At 57.3% G+C, this 20,545-nt stretch carries 16 protein-coding genes; 10 read left to right on the top strand and 6 right to left on the bottom strand.

From position 1 onward, the window contains the following. Positions 1-24: 24 nt before the first annotated feature. Both secG and tpiA read right to left on the bottom strand, forming a co-directional pair. The gene (secG, locus tag LKO31_RS13975) at positions 25-465 is read right to left on the bottom strand and encodes a preprotein translocase subunit SecG (RefSeq protein WP_227691150.1); all 441 of its coding nucleotides are present in this window, start codon (positions 463-465) and stop codon (positions 25-27) included. Positions 466-538: 73 nt separating this feature from the next. Then, a complete protein-coding gene (gene tpiA / locus LKO31_RS13970; RefSeq protein WP_227691267.1) occupies positions 539-1,288 on the bottom strand; it encodes a triose-phosphate isomerase in 750 nt (249 codons plus the stop codon). Positions 1,289-1,567: 279 nt separating this feature from the next. On the opposite strand from tpiA, the gene LKO31_RS13965 reads away from it, so the two are divergent. The 6 genes from LKO31_RS13965 (at position 1,568) to lexA (ending at position 8,452) form a co-directional block, all read left to right on the top strand. After that, on the top strand, positions 1,568-3,511 hold the full coding sequence (locus tag LKO31_RS13965; protein ID WP_227691149.1) for a SurA N-terminal domain-containing protein: 1,944 nt from the start codon (positions 1,568-1,570) through the stop codon (positions 3,509-3,511). An 11-nt stretch (positions 3,512-3,522) separates the two neighbouring features. After that, complete coding sequence (locus LKO31_RS13960; protein WP_227691148.1) at positions 3,523-5,043, top strand: anthranilate synthase component I family protein; 1,521 nt, start codon at positions 3,523-3,525, stop codon at positions 5,041-5,043. A gap of 1 nt (position 5,044) precedes the next feature. After that, entirely contained in the window at positions 5,045-5,635 is a 591-nt protein-coding gene (locus LKO31_RS13955) for an anthranilate synthase component II (protein WP_227691147.1), read from the top strand. After that, entirely contained in the window at positions 5,632-6,630 is a 999-nt protein-coding gene (gene trpD, locus LKO31_RS13950; protein WP_227691146.1) for an anthranilate phosphoribosyltransferase, read from the top strand. The genes LKO31_RS13955 and trpD overlap by 4 nt, the downstream gene beginning before the upstream one ends. Then, a complete protein-coding gene (trpC, locus tag LKO31_RS13945) occupies positions 6,627-7,415 on the top strand; it encodes an indole-3-glycerol phosphate synthase TrpC (RefSeq protein WP_227691145.1) in 789 nt (262 codons plus the stop codon). The genes trpD and trpC overlap by 4 nt, the downstream gene beginning before the upstream one ends. 323 nt (positions 7,416-7,738) lie before the next feature. After that, positions 7,739-8,452: a transcriptional repressor LexA gene (lexA, locus tag LKO31_RS13940; RefSeq protein ID WP_227691144.1), complete on the top strand. Its 714-nt coding sequence runs from the start codon at positions 7,739-7,741 to the stop codon at positions 8,450-8,452. 91 nt (positions 8,453-8,543) lie between these two features. On the opposite strand, the gene LKO31_RS13935 is transcribed toward lexA, so the two are convergent. Then, entirely contained in the window at positions 8,544-10,598 is a 2,055-nt protein-coding gene (locus LKO31_RS13935) for a ComEC/Rec2 family competence protein (RefSeq protein WP_227691143.1), read from the bottom strand. A gap of 143 nt (positions 10,599-10,741) precedes the next feature. Here LKO31_RS13935 and gltX point away from each other — a divergent pair, with 143 nt between their 5' ends. Next, positions 10,742-12,196, top strand: a complete 1,455-nt coding sequence (gltX, locus tag LKO31_RS13930; protein WP_227691142.1) for a glutamate--tRNA ligase — start codon at positions 10,742-10,744, stop codon at positions 12,194-12,196. A 40-nt stretch (positions 12,197-12,236) separates the two neighbouring features. Continuing rightward, a complete protein-coding gene (locus LKO31_RS13925; protein ID WP_227691141.1) occupies positions 12,237-13,523 on the top strand; it encodes a citrate synthase in 1,287 nt (428 codons plus the stop codon). 91 nt (positions 13,524-13,614) lie between these two features. On the opposite strand, the gene LKO31_RS13920 is transcribed toward LKO31_RS13925, so the two are convergent. From LKO31_RS13920 to LKO31_RS13910, 3 genes are all read right to left on the bottom strand, one after another. Beyond that, positions 13,615-14,982: a sensor histidine kinase gene (locus LKO31_RS13920; protein WP_227691140.1), complete on the bottom strand. Its 1,368-nt coding sequence runs from the start codon at positions 14,980-14,982 to the stop codon at positions 13,615-13,617. Beyond that, positions 14,979-15,884, bottom strand: coding sequence for a hypothetical protein (locus LKO31_RS13915; protein ID WP_227691139.1), 906 nt, complete (start codon positions 15,882-15,884; stop codon positions 14,979-14,981). The genes LKO31_RS13920 and LKO31_RS13915 overlap by 4 nt, the downstream gene beginning before the upstream one ends. A gap of 89 nt (positions 15,885-15,973) precedes the next feature. Next, positions 15,974-17,182 (bottom strand): hypothetical protein, encoded by a 1,209-nt coding sequence (locus LKO31_RS13910; protein WP_227691266.1) that lies wholly within the window; start codon positions 17,180-17,182, stop codon positions 15,974-15,976. A 306-nt stretch (positions 17,183-17,488) separates the two neighbouring features. Between LKO31_RS13910 and gyrA the strand changes: the two genes are divergently transcribed. Both gyrA and LKO31_RS13900 read left to right on the top strand, forming a co-directional pair. Beyond that, positions 17,489-20,212, top strand: a complete 2,724-nt coding sequence (gene gyrA, locus LKO31_RS13905) for a DNA gyrase subunit A (RefSeq protein WP_407699290.1) — start codon at positions 17,489-17,491, stop codon at positions 20,210-20,212. Further along, complete coding sequence (locus tag LKO31_RS13900) at positions 20,209-20,514, top strand: DUF952 domain-containing protein (protein WP_227691137.1); 306 nt, start codon at positions 20,209-20,211, stop codon at positions 20,512-20,514. Before gyrA ends, LKO31_RS13900 begins: the two co-directional genes overlap by 4 nt. Positions 20,515-20,545 lie beyond the last annotated feature (31 nt).

Here is a 20,545-nt window from a genome sequence, read left to right as displayed (position 1 = left end):
TTCGCGGCGAAAAACCGCGAAAAATTATTTCGTTGCGGGGGCCTTCGCCGGTGCAGCTTGTGATGCGGCTGCGGCGGCTGCCGCTGCAGCCAACGGATCATCACTGGCGACCGGCTGTGCGGGAACCGCTGCACCATCGGCCGATGCTGCAGGCGCCGTCAACGAACCCAATCCACCGCCGCTTTGCTGCTGCGCGGATTTCGACAGGGTCGTATCAATGGCGCTACCGCTGGTGCCCGCTGCGGCCATCGCTGCCAACAAAATGGAAAGGCCAACGAACAAGGTCGCCAAAACGGTTGTGGCGCGGGTCATAAAATCTGCCGCGCCGCGCGCAGACAGCAAGCCGGTGGGGCTACCACCAACACCCAAACCGCCACCTTCGGACTTTTGCATCAGGATGACCGCAATCATCGCTGCGGCAACGATCGCTTGCACAACCAGCAAAAAGGTGAAGAGACTGGACATTCAAAATTCCTGAACTTGCGCCCACCCGACAATGGCAGGACATTGGGCCACATAGAGGCGAAAGGCCGCCGCTTCAACCCGCCAGTGCGGCCGCAGCGTCAACAATGGGATTAAATTTCGCCGCCGACAGGCTGGCACCGCCCACCAACGCCCCGTCGACATCGCCTGCCGACAGCAATTCAGCGGCATTTTCGCCGTTCACCGAACCGCCATATAATAAACGCATCTGATCGGCCTTGCCGCCCACACGCCCCCGCAGCGCCTCCCGCAAAGCGCCATGCATCGCGCTCACATCATTCAGCGTCGGAACCAAGCCGGTGCCAATCGCCCAAATGGGTTCATAGGCAATGGCCAAACGATCTGCATCAAACGCATCGGGCAGGCTATGTTCAATTTGGTTCAAGACAAAGGCAATAGCATCGCCTGATTCGCGCACGCTTAGTGGCTCACCGCAGCATAGGATGACGTTCAAGCCAGCCGCCAGCGCGGCTTCCGCCTTGGCTTTCACATCCGCATCGCTCTCGGCAAAGCCTTCGCGGCGTTCGCTATGGCCAACCAGCACCAGCCTCGCACCGCTATCCACCAGCATCGGCGCCGACACACTGCCCGTATAGGCACCGCTTTGCGCGGCGTGGCAATCTTGTCCGCCAACCACCGCCTTGGGCAAAGCCGCCAACGCACCAACCATCGTAAAGGGCGGGCACAGCGCCACATCAACGGCAGATTGCTGACCGGCTGCGGCAAAAATCGCTTCCGCTTCGCCCAACGCGCTCTTCAGGCCGTTCATCTTCCAATTGCCGACCACATATTTGCGCCGTGCCATGCCCCGATACTCCTTCATGACAAACTCCAAGCCCGTTCGGCTCACTCTTGCCAGCCCTCTAGCTATGCTCCCCCCACTTCGGCAAGGGCCCCATGTCCAAAAAGCCCCTTCCGCAACAAAGTGACGCATAAATCCTCCCATCCCACAAAATAAACACCGGCCACTACGCCCAAAGCATCGGTAAAAATCGCAATCCGCCTTGATGACACCGCCCCAGCCGCCTAAAGCATCCCCAAACCCGCGCTCCGGCGCTCCAGATGCCCGAAAGAAAAGCCGTCCATGATTACAGCCATTCGCAGCCTGTTCGGATCAACGCTTGGAAAGATATTGGCGCTCGGCTTTGTGGCCCTCGTCGGTCTGGCCTTCGCCTTGGGCGACGTCAGCGGAACTGGCGGATTTGGCGGCGTCGGTGGCGGCAATGTCGCCAAAGTTGGCAAAGAAGAAATCGGATCGGGCGAACTGCGCGAACGCGTTCGTCAGGCCTATGACCAAGCCCGCCAGCAAAACCCCGAACTCAGCATGGCAGCCTTTCTGGAATCGGGCGGTTTGGACGCCACATTGAACGGCATGATCGAAGGCATCGCCTTTGAACAATATGCCGAAAAATTGGGCTTCAGCGTCTCCAAGCGCATGATCGACGGCGAAATTGCCGACATCCCAGCCTTTCGCGGCGTCAGCGGTTCTTTCGATCAAACCCGCTTTGAAGCCTTGCTGCGCGAAAATGGCCTGAACGAAGCTGCCTTCCGCAAGGACCTCAAGCAACAATTGCTCGCCCGCCAAATCTTGGCCCCCATTTCGAACATGCCAGTAATTGCTCCCGCTATGGCGCAACCTTATGCCGCCTTGCTGATGGAAGAACGCGAAGGTAGCGCGACCTTCATTCCGGCCAGCGCCTTTGCCCCCACCACCGCCCCATCGGACGCCGTGCTGCAACAATATCTTAAAACCCATGTGGCGCGCTTCACCGTGCCGGAACGCCGCATTGTGCAATATGCTGTCTTTGACCGCTCACAGGCCCCTGTTCCTGCGGTAACCGACGCCGAAATCGCCGATTTCTTCAAAAAGAATGAAAGCGCTTTTGCCGCCAAACAAAGCCGCCGTTTCGAACAAGTCACCGCCCCTGACCAAGCCACAGCCGCCAAAATCGCCTCTGCGGCGGCGGGCGGCGACCTTGGCGCGGCAGCGCGCGGTGCGGGCCTGTCGTCCACCACCACCGGATCGGTCACCCAATCCGAATTTGGCGCCACCGCCAGCGCCAATGCCGCCAAGCTGGCCTTTGCGGCGGCCCAAGGCGCCGTGGTCGGCCCCGTACAAACCCCACTTGGCTGGAGCGTGATCAAGGTCGCGCAAATCACCGACACCCCCGCCCGCAACCTTGCGGCAGCAACGCCAGACATTCGCGCAGAATTGGCCCGTAACAAAGCCAATGAAGTCGTGGTCGATTATTACAATGCCATCCAAGACGCGGTGAATGGCGGCGCATCCATCGAAGAAGTCGCGGCTGATCGCAAATTGACCGTCGTCACCACCCCTGCGGTGCTACCGAATGGCCAATCGCCTGACCAACCCGGCTTCGCGCCCGCACCCGAAATCGCTGGCATCATCACCCAAGCCTTCCAATCCAACGCCGAAGGCGAAGGCCATTTGGCCACGCTGCAAGAAAATGAAAAATTCGCTATTTACGCGGTAAAAACCATCATCGCAGCAGCCCCGCCGCCTTTTGAAAAAATCCGCGCAAATGTGCTGGCCGACTGGCGCTTCGCCGAAGGACATAAGGTCGCTGGCACCAAGGCCGAAGCTATTGTCAAAGCAGCCAAGGGCGGCAAGTCGCTGCAAGACGCCATCGCTGCGGCTGGCGGCAACATTGGCACCGTGCAAAATATCGGCGGTCGCCGCGCGCAGCTCGGCCAAAATGGTGCCCCCATCCCACAGGAATTGGCCCTGCTCTTTTCCATGGCCAAAGGCAGCGTGAAAAGCACCGAATTGCCGGGCAATCGCGGCTGGATGGTCGTCGCCCTCAATAAGGTTGAGCGCCCCGACCCGAAAAGCATCGACGCCGCCCGCGTGACCGCCATCGCGGCCCCGCTGGCCTCGGCCTTTGGTGCCGAACAAGCCGCCGCCTTCATGGCCGAAGCCAAGCGCCGCATCGGCGTAAAAATTGATCAAAAGCAATTGAACCGTCTGCGTCAGGAACTGACCGGCGCCACGCAAACAGCAGAATAGGTTGGTCGCAAGTGACATTAGAGGGGAAAGCTGAAGCACTCGCAGCGTTGGCTCAAGGTCGCGGCGCTGCCGTATGGCAACGCCTGATCGCCGATACGGAAACCACCGTATCGGCGGCCTTAAAATTGATCGAGCCGGGTCGCGGCGATTGGGTCTTGGAATCGGTCGAAGGCGGGGAAACCCGTGGCCGCTACAGCCTGATCGGTATCGACCCCGATCTGATGTTCGACGTCACCGGCCCCCAAGCCCGCATCAACCGCCAATGGCGGACGGACAAAAGCGCCTTTGAACCCATCACCGGTTCCTCGCTTCAGGCTCTGCGCGACCTCGTCGCCGAATGCCAATTCGACGTGCCCGAAGCCTTGCCAAAGGCGCTCGCCACCCTCGTCGGCTTCTTTGCCTATGAAACCATCGGCCTCGTCGAAAATAGCATCCCCCGCGCCCCACATGCGGGCCTTGGGCTGCCGGACATGATCTTTGTCCGTCCCACCACCATCTTGGTGTTCGACCGCTTGACCGATCAACTCTTCCTCATCGCTCCCATCTGGCCCGACGCCAATGGCGCGATTGACCGGATGATCGACGCCGCGCGCGACCGTCTCGACGCCGTCGCCGCGCGCCTCCATCATGGCACAGTGGCAGCCAGCCTTGGCGAACGCCCTGCCGTCCCCGCTATGATCGAAAAAACCGCCGCCACACCGCCGGAAAAATTCCGCGACATGGTGGCCACCGCCAAGGAATATATCGCCGCCGGCGATATTTTTCAGGTGGTGCTATCCCAGCGCTTCTCGACGCCTTTCGACCTGCCGCCCTTCGATCTCTATCGTGCGCTGCGCCGTATCAACCCCTCACCCTTCCTCTATTTCCTCGACCTGCCCGGCTTCGCGCTCATTGGTTCGTCGCCGGAAATCTTGGTCCGCGTGCGCGACGGCGAAGTCACCATCCGCCCCATCGCTGGCACCCGCCCACGTGGCCGCACCCATGCAGAGGATATGGAAAACCGCGAAAGCTTGCTGGCAGACCCCAAGGAACGCGCCGAACATCTGATGCTGCTCGATCTGGGCCGCAACGATGTGGGCCGCGCCTCCAAGGGCGGCACGGTCACCGTGACCGACAGCTACACGGTTGAATTCTACAGCCACGTCATGCACATCGTCTCCAACGTCACGGGCCGCCTGTCCGATGACAAGGACGCCATTGACGCCATGTTCGCGGGCTTCCCTGCAGGCACCGTCAGCGGCGCACCCAAGGTCCGCGCTTGCCAAATCATCGCCGAGCTCGAAAGCGATGTGCGCGGGGCCTATGCGGGCGGCGTCGGCTATTTCGCGCCCAATGGCAATATGGATAGCTGCATCGTGCTGCGCACCGCCATCGTCAAAGACGGCGAAATGCACGTCCAAGCCGGTGCTGGCATCGTCGCCGACAGCGACGCCGCATATGAACAACGCGAATGCGAAGCCAAGGCGGGCGCGCTCTTCGCTGCGGCTCAAGAGGCTGTGCGCCTCGCGACGTCATCGGAATATGGACAATAAAATGATCCTTGTTATCGACAATTACGACAGCTTCACCTTCAATCTGGTGCATTATCTGATCGAACTGGGCGCGGACATTCGCGTCGAACGCAATGACGCGCTCACCGCCGCCGAAGCTTTGGCAACGGGCGCAGACGCCATCCTCATTTCCCCCGGCCCTTGCACCCCCAATGAAGCGGGCATCAGCCTCGAACTGGTCGGTGCCTGTGCCGAGGCTCGCCGTCCGCTGCTCGGCGTTTGCTTGGGCCATCAGGCGATTGGCCAGCATTTCGGCGGCACTGTCCAGCGCGGCCATTTGATGCACGGCAAAACCTCGCCCATCTGCCATGACGGCACGGGCCTATTTGCGGGCCTGCCCTCGCCGCTCACCGCCACCCGCTATCACAGCCTCGAAGTGGTCAATATCCCCGAATGCCTGTCGATCAACGCGACCAGCGATGACGGCGCCGTCATGGGCTTTCGCCATGTCGAATTGCCTATCCATAGCGTGCAATTCCATCCCGAAAGCATCGCCACCGAATATGGGCATGATATGATCGCCAATTTCATGCGCGAAGCGGGCCTCACCCCGCGCGAAGGTGTCTCGCTATGACCAGTTTCGGCATTCTCCCTGACCCTAGCCACCTGCTGGGCCATGACGAAGCCGCTCAGGCTTTCGCCGACATATTGGACGGCAAAGCCGATGACGAAGCCTTGGCCAATTTCTTGGTCGCTTTGTCCAATCGCGGTGAAACCATGGTCGAAATCGCGGCGGCTGCGCAGGCGATGCGCGACCGCCTCATCCCCATCGCAGCGCCGAAAAATGCCATTGATGTGTGCGGCACAGGTGGCGATGGGCATCACACCCTCAACGTCTCCACCGCCGTGGCCTTGGTTGTCGCTGCATGCGGCGTTCCGGTCGCCAAACATGGCAACCGCGCCGCCTCCTCCAAGGCGGGCGCCGCCGACACGCTCGAGGCGCTGGGCCTCAATCTCGATATCGCAGGCGAAAAGGCCGAAGAACAGCTTGCCGATCTCGGCATTTGCTTCCTCTTCGCCGCCAAACATCACCCCTCGATGAAATATGTCATGCCAATTCGCAAAAAATTGGCATCGCGCACCATTTTCAACCTGATGGGCCCACTCGCCAACCCCGCTGGCGTCACGCGCCAACTCGTCGGCATCGCACGCCCCGCTTATGTGCCGATTTATGCCGAGGCGCTGCATCATTTGGGTACCGAGCATAGTCAAGTCGTCTGCGGCGACGAAGGGTTGGACGAACTTTCGATGGCGGGCGGCAATGAAGTCGCGATCATCACCCCTGAAGGCGTGCAGATGCAGCGCAGCAATGCCGCTGATGCGGGCCTCCCCAACTATCCCGTCACCGCCATTCGCGGCGGCGACCCGGCTCATAATGCCAAAGCCCTGCGGGGCTTGCTAATGGGCGAAACCGGCGCCTATCGTGACGCCGTCCTTTATAATGCGGCGGCCGCTTTGCAGGTCGCTGGCGAAGTCGAAACTTTGGCACGCGGCGTCGAAGAAGCCGCCGAAGCCCTTGACAAGGGCCTCGCCAATACGCTCCTCGATTGCTGGATTGCCTATAAATGAACAAGTTAACGCAAATTCTTGACACCAAGTCTCAAGAAGTCGCCCAGCGCCGCGCCCTGCGCAGCATCGCCGACTTGGACGCCATCAACGCGGGGCCCACACGTGGCTTCCAAGCCGCTCTGCAGTCCAAAATCGATGCAGGTCACTTCGCCCTCATCGCAGAAATTAAAAAAGCCTCACCCTCCAAAGGTCTGATCCGGCCAGATTTTTCACCCGAAAATCACGCCCGCGACTATCAGGCTGGCGGGGCCGCTTGCCTGTCCATCCTCACCGACGCCCCCTATTTCCAAGGCCATGAAGATTATCTCATCGCCGCCCGCGCCGCCTGCGACCTGCCCGTGCTGCGCAAAGACTTCATGGTCGACCCATGGCAAGTCGCCGAAGCCCGCTCCATCGGCGCCGACGCGATCCTGATCATCGTTGCGGCGCTCCAAGACAGCGTGATGCAAGACATCGAAACCGCCGCCTTTGAACGCGGCATGGATGTGCTGGTCGAGGTTCATGACGAAGCAGAACTGGAACGCGCGCTCAGCAAATTGAAATCGCGCCTGATCGGCGTCAACAACCGCGACCTTCGTACCTTCACGACCGATTTGGGCAACACGGAACGCTTGTCGAAATTGGTCCCATCGGACGCCCTGCTTGTGGGCGAAAGCGGCATCGCCACCCACGCCGACTGCCTCCGCCTCGCCCAATCCGGCGTCAAAACCTTCCTCGTCGGCGAAAGCCTGATGCGCCAAGCCGACGTCACCGTCGCCACCAAGGCCCTGTTAACAGGCGAATAACTCCGCCACTTTCCGCCCAGCCCCTATGACCAGCCCCCTACGATATGTCATCATATGGGCTGGCGCAGGGGCCCAAGGCCCAGCAGCCAAACTGCTCCAACTCGCCCACACACGCGGGTAAGATCTTAAAAATCCCTAGAAAATCGGTAAAATAGGAACTCCTGCCCCGCCATTGACACCCTAAACTTCGACAACTTCCAATCCAACACTCCCCATCTTTCAATCTCTTGCTTATTCCCATGGCATCAGGCTTGACAAGTGCCAAAATGTTCCACTATCGTTCTTGATATGTCCTGATGGATTGCTGGGTTAAGGAGAACCGCATGTTGACCGCCAAACAACATGAACTGCTACGTTTCATTCAACAGCGCTTCGACGACGGCGGCATCTCCCCGTCCTTCGAGGAAATGAAAGAAGCCTTGGGCCTGAAATCCAAATCGGGCATCCATCGCCTGATCAGCGCCTTGGTCGAACGCGGATTCCTGCGCCGCCTTCCCAATCGCGCCCGCGCGCTCGAGGTGATCCGACTTCCCGACGGCTCGCCCGTCACGCATGGCGCATCCGGCCCCTCGTCTGCGGCTCCTGCCAATGACCTTTCGCCCAAGGCGAAAAGCAACCTCGCCTCTACCACAGCCCGTCCGGCTCCGGCCAATGATGTGATTGAACTGCCACTGCACGGCAAAATCGCGGCTGGCGCCCCCATTGAAGCCATCGAAGATCATAACCACCTCGCTGTTCCTGCCGCCTTGCTCGGCTCCGGCGAACATTATGCGCTCGAAGTATCGGGCGACTCCATGATCGACGCCGGCATTTTGGACGGCGACTATGCCCTCATCCAAAAGGCGCAAAGCGCCCGCGAAGGGGAAATCATCGTCGCCCTGATCGACGGTCAGGACGCCACGCTGAAATATTTCCACCGCGAAGGCAAAATGATCCGGCTCGACCCTGCGAACAGCAGCCACGAACCGCAATTTTACAGCGCCGACCGCGTCTTGGTCCAAGGCCGCCTATCGGGCCTTCTGCGCCGTTACCACTGATCACCCCCGCGCCGCTCACCCAGCGGCGCGGCCTCCTATCCAATTAGGCTCAAACACCGCGCTAACGGCGATCTCCTCAACGCACAGCGTCTCACCGCTCATCATTCCCGCTCACTTGCTCGGCCTTATTCCACGGATGGTCCGTGGTCAGCGCACTCATCCCCACCCATTTCGGTTGATGTTGCAGCGACAATATCACCCCGCCGCGCGTCGCCAGCTCATAGCGGTCCAACAACAACCAGCGCGGAACACAGGCCTTTGGCAAGCGCCGATCACTAACGACAATATCGGCCGCATGGCATGCCGCAATCAACGTCGAATAATCGCTCCATCGGTCACTGCGCGATGCCAAAATCTGAAAATTCCGCCCATCGCCCGCCTGCGTCCACCGGCAAAAATCATCATTACATTCCGCGCCCGCCCAATCCTTCATTGCCACAGGCTCGACATCCGACCCTGCCGCCTCCATCATCATATCCCGCGCATAGCCACCCCGCCCCATCCGCAACATCGCATAACCGCCCGCATCCATGCGCGCGGCCACATGCCGCCCATCACGGCTGACAATCAGATCGGGTTGATGCTGAACAAATATCAAAATAATGGCACAAAATATTGGTATTAAACCATATAATCTCCATCCATTTTGCCATATCAACATCCAAAGCCCACCTATCATGATCATGGCATAGGCCAAAACCGGCATATCCGGCATCATCCGCACGGCCCCCGGCGTCTCAGCAACCCCATGCGCCAAAGCCAATAAAAACAGCAAAGCCCGCTCCGCCACCCACCAAAATGGCGCGCCAGCGCCCACCGTGTCCAACGCCAATGCCGCCGCTTCGGCTGGCATAATCACAAATGTTGTCAATGGAATGGCAATCATATTGGCCATCGCACCATAAATACCGGACTTATGAAAATGGAACAATCCGATCGGCGTCAACGCCAATTCCACGGCTAATCCGGTGATCAGCAACACGGCCAACCCTCGCAAAATCCCTCGCAGCCAATATTCATCGCGCCGCGCCGCAAAAGCCTTCATTTTCGGATGCTCATGCAGCGCTACAATCGTCGCAACCGCCACAAAACTCAGCTGAAAACTCGCGCTCACTACCGCATCGGGCCGCCACAACAGAACCAATAACGCCCCCGCCGCCACCAACCGCAGCGTCAGCGCATCCCGCCCCATCAAAACGGCCACCAAAATCAGCAAAGACGCAATGAACGACCGCAGCGTCGGCACTTCCGCCCCCGCCAACATCGTATAGCCGCCGCCAACCATCGCGGCAGCGGCCGCGGCGGCAGGCAAAACCCAACCCATCAGCGCCAATCGCGGCCAAAGCGCCAAGATACGCAGCGCCGCCAACATCGTAAATCCCACCACAGCGGTTACATGCAACCCGCTAATCGACAGCAAATGCGCCAATCCGCTGCGCCGCATCGCGTCTTCATCCGCATCCGAAATCGCCCCGCGATCCCCTGTCACCAAAGCCGCCGCAATGCCGGACACGCGCCCATCCACCTGCCGATAAATATGCCCCGTCAATCGTTGCCGGATTTCCCAGCGCGCAGCATTGTTTTCAACACTCCCGCGCTCAATCGGACCGAGCACCGTCCCAACCGCGCCAATCCCGTCAAACCAAGCACGGCGCGCAAAATCATATCCGCCTGGCAAACTTGGTTTGGGCGGCGGCGTCAGCCGCGCACGCAGCCCAATATATTGCCCCGCCACAATATCTGTGGCTTGCTGCGTCGTCCCCGTCAGTCGGATCAACAGCGGCAAATCAATTCTATCGATGGGCCGTACCAACAACCTTATTCTGTCCCGTGCGCCCTGCACCTCCACGGATTGGACCTGCGCAGAAAATTCGGTGGTGACAGGATATGCCAATACAGGAGCAGCAATCCACACTGCCCGAAACCAGATATACAGCAAGCCGAAGATCGCCGCGCTGCCGCCAACAATCAATATTTGCCCGACACGGCGGGTCTTTCCGATTTGAAAGCCAAGGCCGACCAGCCCCAACATAATAAGCAACGCCCCGACCCAAGCCCGCTCGGATCCCAATGTGAACCATAAAGCAATGGCACTGCCAAACAGCACCGGAACCCATAATGCCAGCCGTTCGCGTTCGTCGTCCAACTGTATCTCAAGCCATGCGACTAAAGATTGCAAAAAGCTGAACCCAATTATGTCATTGCGCGTTTGATGCTGTGTTGCCGCCATGCTAGGGGCTACCCCCAATCCCCGTCCCGTTTGGACGCAGACTAGTGAAAGAGGCCTTCGTGGCAAGCCATAACCCAACGCAATCAGATGAAGCAACCGGCGCACAGGTCGTAACCCGTTTCGCCCCATCGCCCACCGGTTTCCTGCATATTGGCGGCGCTCGTACCGCTTTGTTCAACTGGTTGTTCGCACGTCACCACGGCGGAAAATTTTTGCTGCGTATCGAAGATACGGATCGCGCACGCTCCACGGACGCGGCCATCGATGCGATCATCGACGGGATGCAGTGGCTGTCGCTGGATTGGGATGGCGACACGGTTTACCAGTTTTCCCGTGCTGATCGGCACGCCGCTGTCGCGCAGGAACTGCTTGAAAAGGGTGAAGCTTATCGCTGCTACCTGACCCAAGATGAACTGGCTGCGATGCGGACAGAAGCGCAAGAAAAGCGCCTACCCTTCCGCGTCCGCAGCCCTTGGCGCGACCGGACGGACGGTGACTTATCTGTACCGCACGTCATCCGTCTCAAGGCCCCTCAAGATGGTGAAGTAACCATTTCCGACAAGGTTCAAGGCGATGTGACGGTTCAAAACGCAGAACTGGACGACTTCATTCTGCTGCGTAGCGATGGCACACCCACCTATATGCTAAGCGTTGTTGTCGACGATAATGATATGGGAATTACCCACGTCATTCGCGGCGACGACCACCTTAACAACGCTTTTCGTCAGTTGGCGCTTATTCGGGCCATGGGCTGGCGCGAGCCGACCTATGCCCATGTGCCGTTGATTCACGGTGCCGACGGAGCAAAACTATCAAAGCGCCACGGCGCATTGGGCGTAGACGCTTATCGCGATGAGCTAGGTTTCTTGCCCGAGGCTGTAAATAATTACCTGCTGCGTTTGGGCTGGGGCCATGGCGACGCAGAGATCATCAGCCGCGACGAAGCCATCGCGTGGTTCGGGATCGACAATGTCGGACGCTCTCCCTCGCGCTTTGACTTTAAAAAGCTGGAAAATTTGAATGGCCATTATATTCGGGAATCCGAAAATTCCTATCTGGCCGACATCGCAAAGCCACGAGTCGAAAAACTAGTTGGTCGCGCCCTGAGCGATGCCGATTTGGCCTTGTTGACCGCAGCGATGGAATCTTTGAAACCACGCGCGAAGACCATGATCGAAGTTGCTGATAGCGCGTTATTTTTGTTCGAAACAGCGCCGCTGAATTTTGAAGAAAAAGCGGCGCAGCAACTACGCGACGCACCCGATGGCATTTTAGCGGCTGTTACGGCAAAATTGCGTGCTATTGACGGATGGTCTGCAGAAGATATCGAACATGCGGTTCGTTCAACCAGCGAAGAAGCCGGCCTTGGTCTTGGAAAATTAGCGCAGCCTTTGCGGGCCGCGCTGACTGGGCGGAGTGTCTCGCCAGGCATTTTTGATGTTTTAGCCCTGTTGGGCCGAGATAACAGCCTCGCACGACTTGACGCAGCGCACAATTATCCGGCAGGGACTTAAATCAGTTTACACATCCCGACGTCAGAATAGGGGAAAAAATATGACCGATCAGACCGCAAAATTCACTCTTGGCGACAAGAGTGTCGAAAGCCCTGTCCTGAAGGGCACGGTTGGTCCCGACGTAATCGACATTCGTAAGCTCTATGGCCAAACGGGTGCCTTCACGTTCGATCCAGGTTTTACGTCGACCGCTAGCTGCGAATCGCAGATCACCTATATCGACGGTGACGAAGGCGTTTTGCTGCATCGCGGGTATCCGATTGGCGAATTGGCGGAACATTCGTCGTTCATGGAAGTCGCCCACCTGTTGCTGAATGGCGAACTGCCGAACGGCGACGAATTGGCCAAGTTTGAAAACACCATCACGCGCCACACCATGGTGCATGAACAACTGACCAAATTCTATAGCGGCTTCCGCCGTGACGCTCACCCTATGGCTATCATGTGCGGCGTTGTGGGTGCGCTTTCGGCATTTTACCATGATTCGACCGATATTTCGGACCCGCAACAACGCATGATCGCCAGCCACCGCCTGATCGCGAAAATGCCTACGATTGCAGCGATGGCGTATAAATATTCGGTCGGCCAACCCTTTGTCTATCCAGACAATAATCTGAGCTACACCGGAAACTTCCTGCGTATGACCTTTGGCGTTCCTGCCGAAGAATATGAAGTCATCCCAGCTGTTGAGCGCGCAATGGATCGTATTTTCATCCTGCACGCTGATCATGAACAAAATGCGTCGACCTCGACCGTTCGTTTGGCCGGTTCGTCGGGCGCCAATCCCTTTGCTTGTATGGCGGCTGGCATTGCCTGCCTGTGGGGTCCTGCCCATGGCGGCGCCAACGAAGCGGCCCTCAACATGCTGCGTGAAATTGGTCGTCCAGAACGCATTCCAGAATTTATCGCTCGCGCCAAGGATAAGAATGATCCGTTCCGCCTGATGGGCTTTGGTCACCGCGTTTATAAAAATTACGACCCTCGCGCCACGGTAATGCAAAAAACGGTTCGCGAAGTGTTTGAAGCACTGAAAGTCAATGACCCAGTGTTTGACGTTGCTTTGCAACTGGAAGAAATGGCGCTGAACGACGATTATTTCCGTGAAAAGAAGCTGTTCCCGAACGTCGACTTCTACTCCGGCGTGATTTTGTCTGCTATCGGCTTCCCAACCACCATGTTCACCGTGCTCTTTGCTTTGGCTCGCACCGTGGGCTGGGTCGCCCAATGGAACGAAATGATTTCGGATCCTGCTCAGAAAATTGGCCGTCCTCGTCAGCTTTACACTGGCGCGCCGCAGCGTAGCTATGTCCCCATGGACCAGCGTTAATTTTCTATATTCGCGTTAAATTTGTGGCGGCGCAATTCTTTGCGTCGCCATATTTCATGTCTGCCCTGTCAGGCAAAACATTTAAGATTATTTAGGCAGCATTCACCGCCGACAGCCATAAGGTGAAATATGCGCCATGACCAAGACGGCTTGTTACGGTTAAATCGCCGCCCATCGCCCTTGCCAATTTGCGCGCGATGTAAAGACCCAGCCCAGATCCGCCGCTGTCTCGCCGCCCCAGACGTTCAAATTTATCAAATATCACCCGCTGATGCTCCACGGAAATTCCCGGCCCTTGGTCAGATACAGCAAGGCTAATCCGGTCCTCAAATCTTTCGACATGCACCACAATTTCGGTTTCGGATGATGAATATCGCACGGCGTTGCTCAACAAATTAATCAGGATTTGAAGCACCCGTCGAGGCTCGCCTTTTCCGACACAGCCCTGCTCAGGCACCAAAAATCGCACCGCAATGTGCTTTTCATCCGCCTGACTAGCGGTCAGTGACACGGCGCGCTGTGCAATATCCAACAGATCAATATTCTGCGCGTCAAGATGGAAGGTCGGGCTTTCGATATTCTGGACATCTGCCAAATCATCCACCAGCCCCAGCAAATGTCGTCCAGCCTGCGCAATATCGCTTGCGTAGCGGGCATAATCAGCTCGTATTGGGCCATCAAACTGGTCCGCAATCGATGTTGCCTTGCCGATGATCTGGTTAAGTGGTTGCCTTAGCGCATCGTCCACGCGTTTATTAAATCGCAGTTCCGCATATATTTCACCGTCATTTTGAAAATGCGGGCACTGATTAATGTCCATATGCGGGGCAGGCTCGGCAATCCCACGAAAACCGCGCAAACCGCCCTTCGCATCAAAAATCGGATTTCCGGTCAAGATCATATCATGCACCGTCTTCGGCGGCTTACCCGTTGATGCCTGTTGTCCGGCGAATATTTGCTTATCTTCATGGGCACTTATGATCGGCATATCCCCATCTTGATCCGCCGTTAAATGCAGGACCTCACCCAAAGGCCGTCCATCCCAATCGACAGATAGCGGCGGCGCCGATGCTCCCACTCTCATCGCCAACAGGTTCAAATCGGCATCCGTCTCCCAGCTCCATCCCATAGGGCTGGGCAAACTGGCGTGCAGCGTGATCGGTTCAGTCACCACCCGTTCTATCGACCGCCAGTCCTGAATGACAATGTCTGCGCCGTCCCCGTGCGGCGTGATTTGCGCAACACCCGTCATCAAAAATCTGGCGTCCCCCATCATCACCGCACGCGACATTCGCCGCATCGATGCCACCGCCGAGTGCAAAAGCTGAGCCAAGCCTGGCAACGCCATAGGGTCGCCAAGATCTGCCCCAGTCAATTGCTGCAAGCGGAGTAACGGCGCATCAGCGGATATCAAAATGCCCTGCGCGTCGACACGGCATCGGACGAGAGACGGGCTCACATCCAGCCATCCGAAGCGGACGCCCGCGCGGGCAGCAGCATAATCGCTTCTTCCAGCGTTAATTTGGCCGCATCACTGACACGTAATGGGTTTAAAATTTTTGCCCATTGATCAGGCGTCGCTGTCATAAAAAATAGCGACATATCAGCATATCGTTGGGCCTGTGCGACACTGGCGAGGGCCAAAAAACTGGGCCATTCATGGCGCAAAATGGCTTCATTCACATAATCATACAGCAGATTGGCGTTTAAAAGCTGATGAAAGAAATCTTGGGCGGCCGCGTCAATCCCTTTCTCCGCCGTTTTTTGTTGCCACGCATAGCGGACTGCGTCCCCTAGTCCCGCTGACGACTTCCGATCGGCGCTCAGCACCTCAAGCCGCCAGCGCGCAATTTCGTTCAACAAGTGCCGAAACAAGTTATCGCTTATATCCGTGATGCCCAATGCCGGATAACCATAAGCATCAAAGCGGCGGCGGTCCGCCAGTTGAAATTGTTGATATGCCGCCGCCAAGGCATGATTTGGCCAAACATCGCCAGCCCTTGCCGCAACATGCTGATTTCCCTGTTGATTGTTCAAATTGACGGTTAAGGCAGAATGTTCGGTAGCGACCCGCCAGCGATGTTCTTCGGCCCGGGTAAAACAGGCACGCGCGAATTCCTCGGTGACCGGAATGCCGTCTCGGGTCCAGTCGCCCCACAATGCCGCCATATCCATATCTGCATCAATATGCCGCGCGACATTGGTCACCAATCGGCGGGCAATGGCCAATGACAACGACCTTTGTTCATCCGTCAAACGGCCCAATAATGGTGTGCCCATATATTGAACAAGTTCAGCCATCCGCGCCGACAAAATCGGCGACCCATTGCCGCGCGGTGGTGATACAGATGTCGGACTCATATCTCCGTCCCTACCCCAATAGGCTTAATGCCCTGTAAACTGAATGTAGGGATAGTGCTGATTAGCGGGGACGTTGTATCATTATCGAACTAAACCGCCTGAGGACGCCCCGCCATCCGCAACCAGATGATGATTTGAAAAATCGCCAACAGCGGCAAAATGGCAAACATCAACGGCGCAAAACCAAATAGCAAAGCTGGCGCCAACATAAGCCACGCTTGGTCCGTGTCTGGCAACAGCCAATGAAAGCGGCGACGATCCCCGCTATCTTCGTATAAGGCACGCGCCAAAAACAATAACCCAGCCAGACAGGGTGCCAAAGCTGCCTCGGCAAATGTCGGCACTTTATTCGCAGGCCCCCCAACCGATAATAACCATGGCGAAATGGCAATCAGGACCAAACTGAAGATGCGCACCGCTTCGCGGGCGCGGTCTTGTATCGGGCGCTCGGCGCGAAAGGAGGACAAAAACTGCCACGCCGCCAAAGCCAAACCACCGAACAGTGCCACAATAGCCCCTGCTGCAGCCAACCCGCCAGCGGTAAGCAATGCAGCAATCAACCATAAAAATCCGGTAATATAAGGCAGATAGATGGAGGCAATGGATGTGCGTACCAACAAAGGTCCGGCCAAACGCACCAACGGCATCATAATGGCCGAACGGCCAAAACCCATGCCACCAAATTCAACCAGTTGCAGGCTGGCCTGTTCAATCAGTTCTGCTGTTGGCCGATCTGAGATGATCGCAATTTCACCGCGTTCAAACAACGCAGGTTCGCAATATAAACGACGCGACCCGCGTTGCACGGCCATGCGTAGCAAAGTCAAGATCATGTCCCATTCACCAGGAACCGCCGCCAATTCCGCAACCATCTCGCCGGAAATCGACGCCAGACCGCCCCATCGGCGCGCAGCGTCAATACGCTCAAACCTCTGGGTTAGCGGAACATCGCCCGTCACCAATATTGCGGGCGCGCCAGGCTTGGCGATGGCCGCATAATGGGTCGCGCCAGCGCGCAACCCATCTGTGACCAAAATGACCCGATCATCGTCACCGACCATTGCCGCCAAATCCTGCGGTGTACGCACCGGCGAAATTTTCATCCCCCGCCGCTGGATACGATCACAAATATCGAGCAATTCAGCCGTTACGGTGCCCACCACCAATGCGATGTGCTGAACCCCGACGTCAGATAGGCGCAAAGCTTGGCGCTCCAGCAACGATTCCCCTGCAATCGTCGCGAGCGCCCGCAGCCCACCATCGGGCAAAATTTCACTAGCGCCGACCAGCGCAATCATCGCCACTGGCAACCCCCTATTCGGCAAAAAATCATCAAGGCGCGACATTTACGGATGACCAGCGAAGAAGCAAGCAGGACATGCGTCAAAAAGCGACATCGGTGACATAATTCTTTTACCAGATCGCTCCGACCGACGTCACAAAAATTATGCTTCAATCCTCCAAATCTCTGGCCTTTTCGTTGGCCATAGGCTAGCCCATAGCTATTATTTTATAGATGCTATGAAGGCTAGGCCTTGACCGAAGAAACTCCGCAGAATCCCCCGTCCACTGACGGCATTTCCCCGATCAACATCGTCGATGAGATGAAAACATCTTATCTCGACTATGCGATGAGCGTTATCGTCAGCCGTGCGCTGCCCGACGTTCGCGACGGCCTGAAACCCGTGCATCGCCGTATTCTTTACGCGGCCCAAGAAGGTGGCTTCGTTCCTGGGCGCCCCTATAAAAAATCGGCGAAGATTGTCGGCGACGTGATGGGTAACTATCACCCGCACGGCGACAGCGCGATCTACGATGCCTTGGCACGTCTGACCCAAGATTGGTCGATGAGCCTGCCATTGATCGATGGTCAGGGGAACTTCGGTTCTATGGATCCCGATCCGCCGGCATCCATGCGATATACCGAGGCGCGCCTAGCCAAATCCGCGATGGCGTTGCTGACCGATTTGGAAAAAGACACGGTTGATTTCCAACCCAACTATGACGCCAGCCGCAATGAACCGCAGGTCTTGCCAGCGCGTTACCCAAATCTGTTGGTTAACGGCGCGGGCGGCATTGCGGTCGGTATGGCCACCAATATTCCACCCCATAATCTGGGCGAAGTCGTAACCGCGTGCCTTGCGATGATTGATCGCAAACTGTCCGGCGGCGAAGAAATGACCACCGACGAACTGATCCAGATCGTTCCTGGCCCTGACTTCCCCACAGGCGCGATGATTTTGGGCCAAGGGTCCATTCGCAACGCCTATAACACGGGTCGCGGCTCGATCATCATGCGTTCGACCCATGAAGTCGAAGAAGGCCGTAATGATCGGCGCGCCATCGTCCTGACATCCATTCCTTATCAGGTTGGCAAATCCGGCTTGGTGGAAAAAATTGCCGAAGCGGCGCGCGACAAGCGCATCGAAGGCGTATCGGATATTCGCGACGAATCCAACCGCGAAGGTGTGCGTGTTGTCATCGAGCTCAAGCGCGATGCAACGCCCGAAGTTGTATTGAACCAACTATGGCGTCACACGCCAGCCCAATCCAGCTTCCCTGCCAACATGCTGGCCATTCGTGGCGGGCGTCCAGAAATGCTGGGCCTACGGGATATTTTGACCGCCTTTATCGACTTCCGCGAAGAAGTGATTACGCGCCGCTGCAAATTTGACCTGAACAAAGCGCGCGACCGCGCCCATATCTTGCTGGGTTTGGTTGTCGCCGTGTCCAATTTGGACGAAGTCGTGCGCATCATTCGCGGATCGTCCAGCCCTGCGGCGGCCCGCGAAGCCCTGTTGGCCCGCGAATGGCCCATTGGTGAAATTGCGCCCTATATTCGTTTGGTCGAGGCCATCGAAGGGGAAATGGCCGCCTCTGCGACCTATCAATTGTCTGAACTTCAAGTGAAAGCCATTTTGGACCTTCGCTTGCACCGCTTAACGGCATTGGGCCGCGACGAAATCGGCGACGAACTCAAGATTTTGGCATCAGAAATCGAAGAATTGCTGTCGATTTTGGCCGACCGCGAAAAGCTTTATCAGGTGATGCGCGACGAATTGGTTGCGGTTCACGCGGAATTCGCGGCTCCGCGCCGCACACTCATGGCCCCGGCAGCCGACGGAATTGACGACGAAGACTTGCTGGAACGCGAGGATATGGTCGTCACCGTCACGATGGACGGTTACATCAAGCGCACTGCGCTCGACACATTCCGCGCCCAGCGCCGCGGGGGCAAAGGCCGCGCTGGCATGGCCACGAAGGATGAGGATGTCGTGACGGAATTGTTCGTCACATCGACCCATACACCGGTGCTCTTCTTCTCGAACATCGGCAAAGTCTATCGCATGAAGGTGTGGCGTCTGCCCGAAGGTGGTCCGGCGACCCGTGGCCGCCCGATGGTCAATTTGCTACCACTCGCCGCTGGCGAAGTGATCTCCACCGTCCTGCCTCTGCCAGAGGATGAGGCGGAATGGGGCAAATTGCACGTGATGTTCGGCACAGCAAAAGGCAATGTCCGCCGCAACAGCATGGATGCCTTTACCAACGTCCCATCAAACGGCAAAATTGCCATGAAATTTGAAGGCGACGATGAAGACGACCGCCTGATTGGTGTGGCGTTGCTGGACGAAGGGGCCGACATTTTGCTGGCCACTCGCCAAGGTAAAGCCATTCGCTTTGCCGGCAGCGATGTTCGCGAATTCCAAAGCCGCAACTCCACCGGCGTGCGCGGTATGCGCTTGGCCGATGGGGACGAAGTAATGTCCCTCTCTGTGTTGCACAAGGTGGGCGTCAAAGACCAAGAGGAGCGAGACGATTATCTGCGTCACGCACCTTGGAAGGCTGAAAAAGACAGCTCGCCACAAATGACGACAGAGCGTTTCGACGAGTTGCGCGAGAAAGAGCAATTCATCCTAACCGTGTGCGCCAATGGCTATGGCAAATTGTCGTCGGCCTACGAATATCGCCGCACGGGTCGTGGTGGTCAGGGCATCACCAATATCGACAATATCACCCGTAACGGCCCTGTTGTCGCCAGCTTCCCGGCCACCCAAGCGCATCAACTGATGCTGGTGACCGATCAAGCCAAGCTGATCCGCATGAGCTTGGAAAGCTTGCGTGTGATTGGCCGTGGTTCGGCGGGTGTGCGCCTGTTCAATGTCGCTGACAAGGAATTGGTCGTATCTGCCGCCTTGATCGAAGAAAGCGAGAATGACGACGACGCGCAGGATGAAGCCGAAGGCAATATCCCAGCCGAAACCAATGTGAATGGCACCGACAGTGCAAGTGACGCCACCGATGCCAAGGCCGCAGGCGACGCAGAATGAGCGACCAGACCGCGTTCAAAATCCTGACCGCATCAGAGTGGGCGGATTTTGAACGCGATCAGATTTTATATGGTTCACAGGTGGATAAGGCTGATGGCTATATCCACCTGTCAACCGCTGACCAGCTTCAAGAAACGCTCGACAAACATTATGCGGGCCAAAGCAAGCTGACGATTGCCGAAGTTCATTTAGATGCGGTGACAGAAATTTTGCGTTGGGAACCATCGCGCGGGGGGCAGTTATTTCCCCACCTCTACGGCCCTCTTCCCATGTCGGCGATCGGGACTATTCGCAGCGCATAGAGATGCGCTTACCAGCAATTCCAACGTGGCC

Source organism: Sphingopyxis yananensis (assembly GCF_020687785.1).
Taxonomy (GTDB): domain Bacteria; phylum Pseudomonadota; class Alphaproteobacteria; order Sphingomonadales; family Sphingomonadaceae; genus Sphingopyxis; species Sphingopyxis yananensis.
Note: the sequence above shows the minus strand (reverse complement) of the source record. Positions and strands in the feature narration are given on the sequence as shown.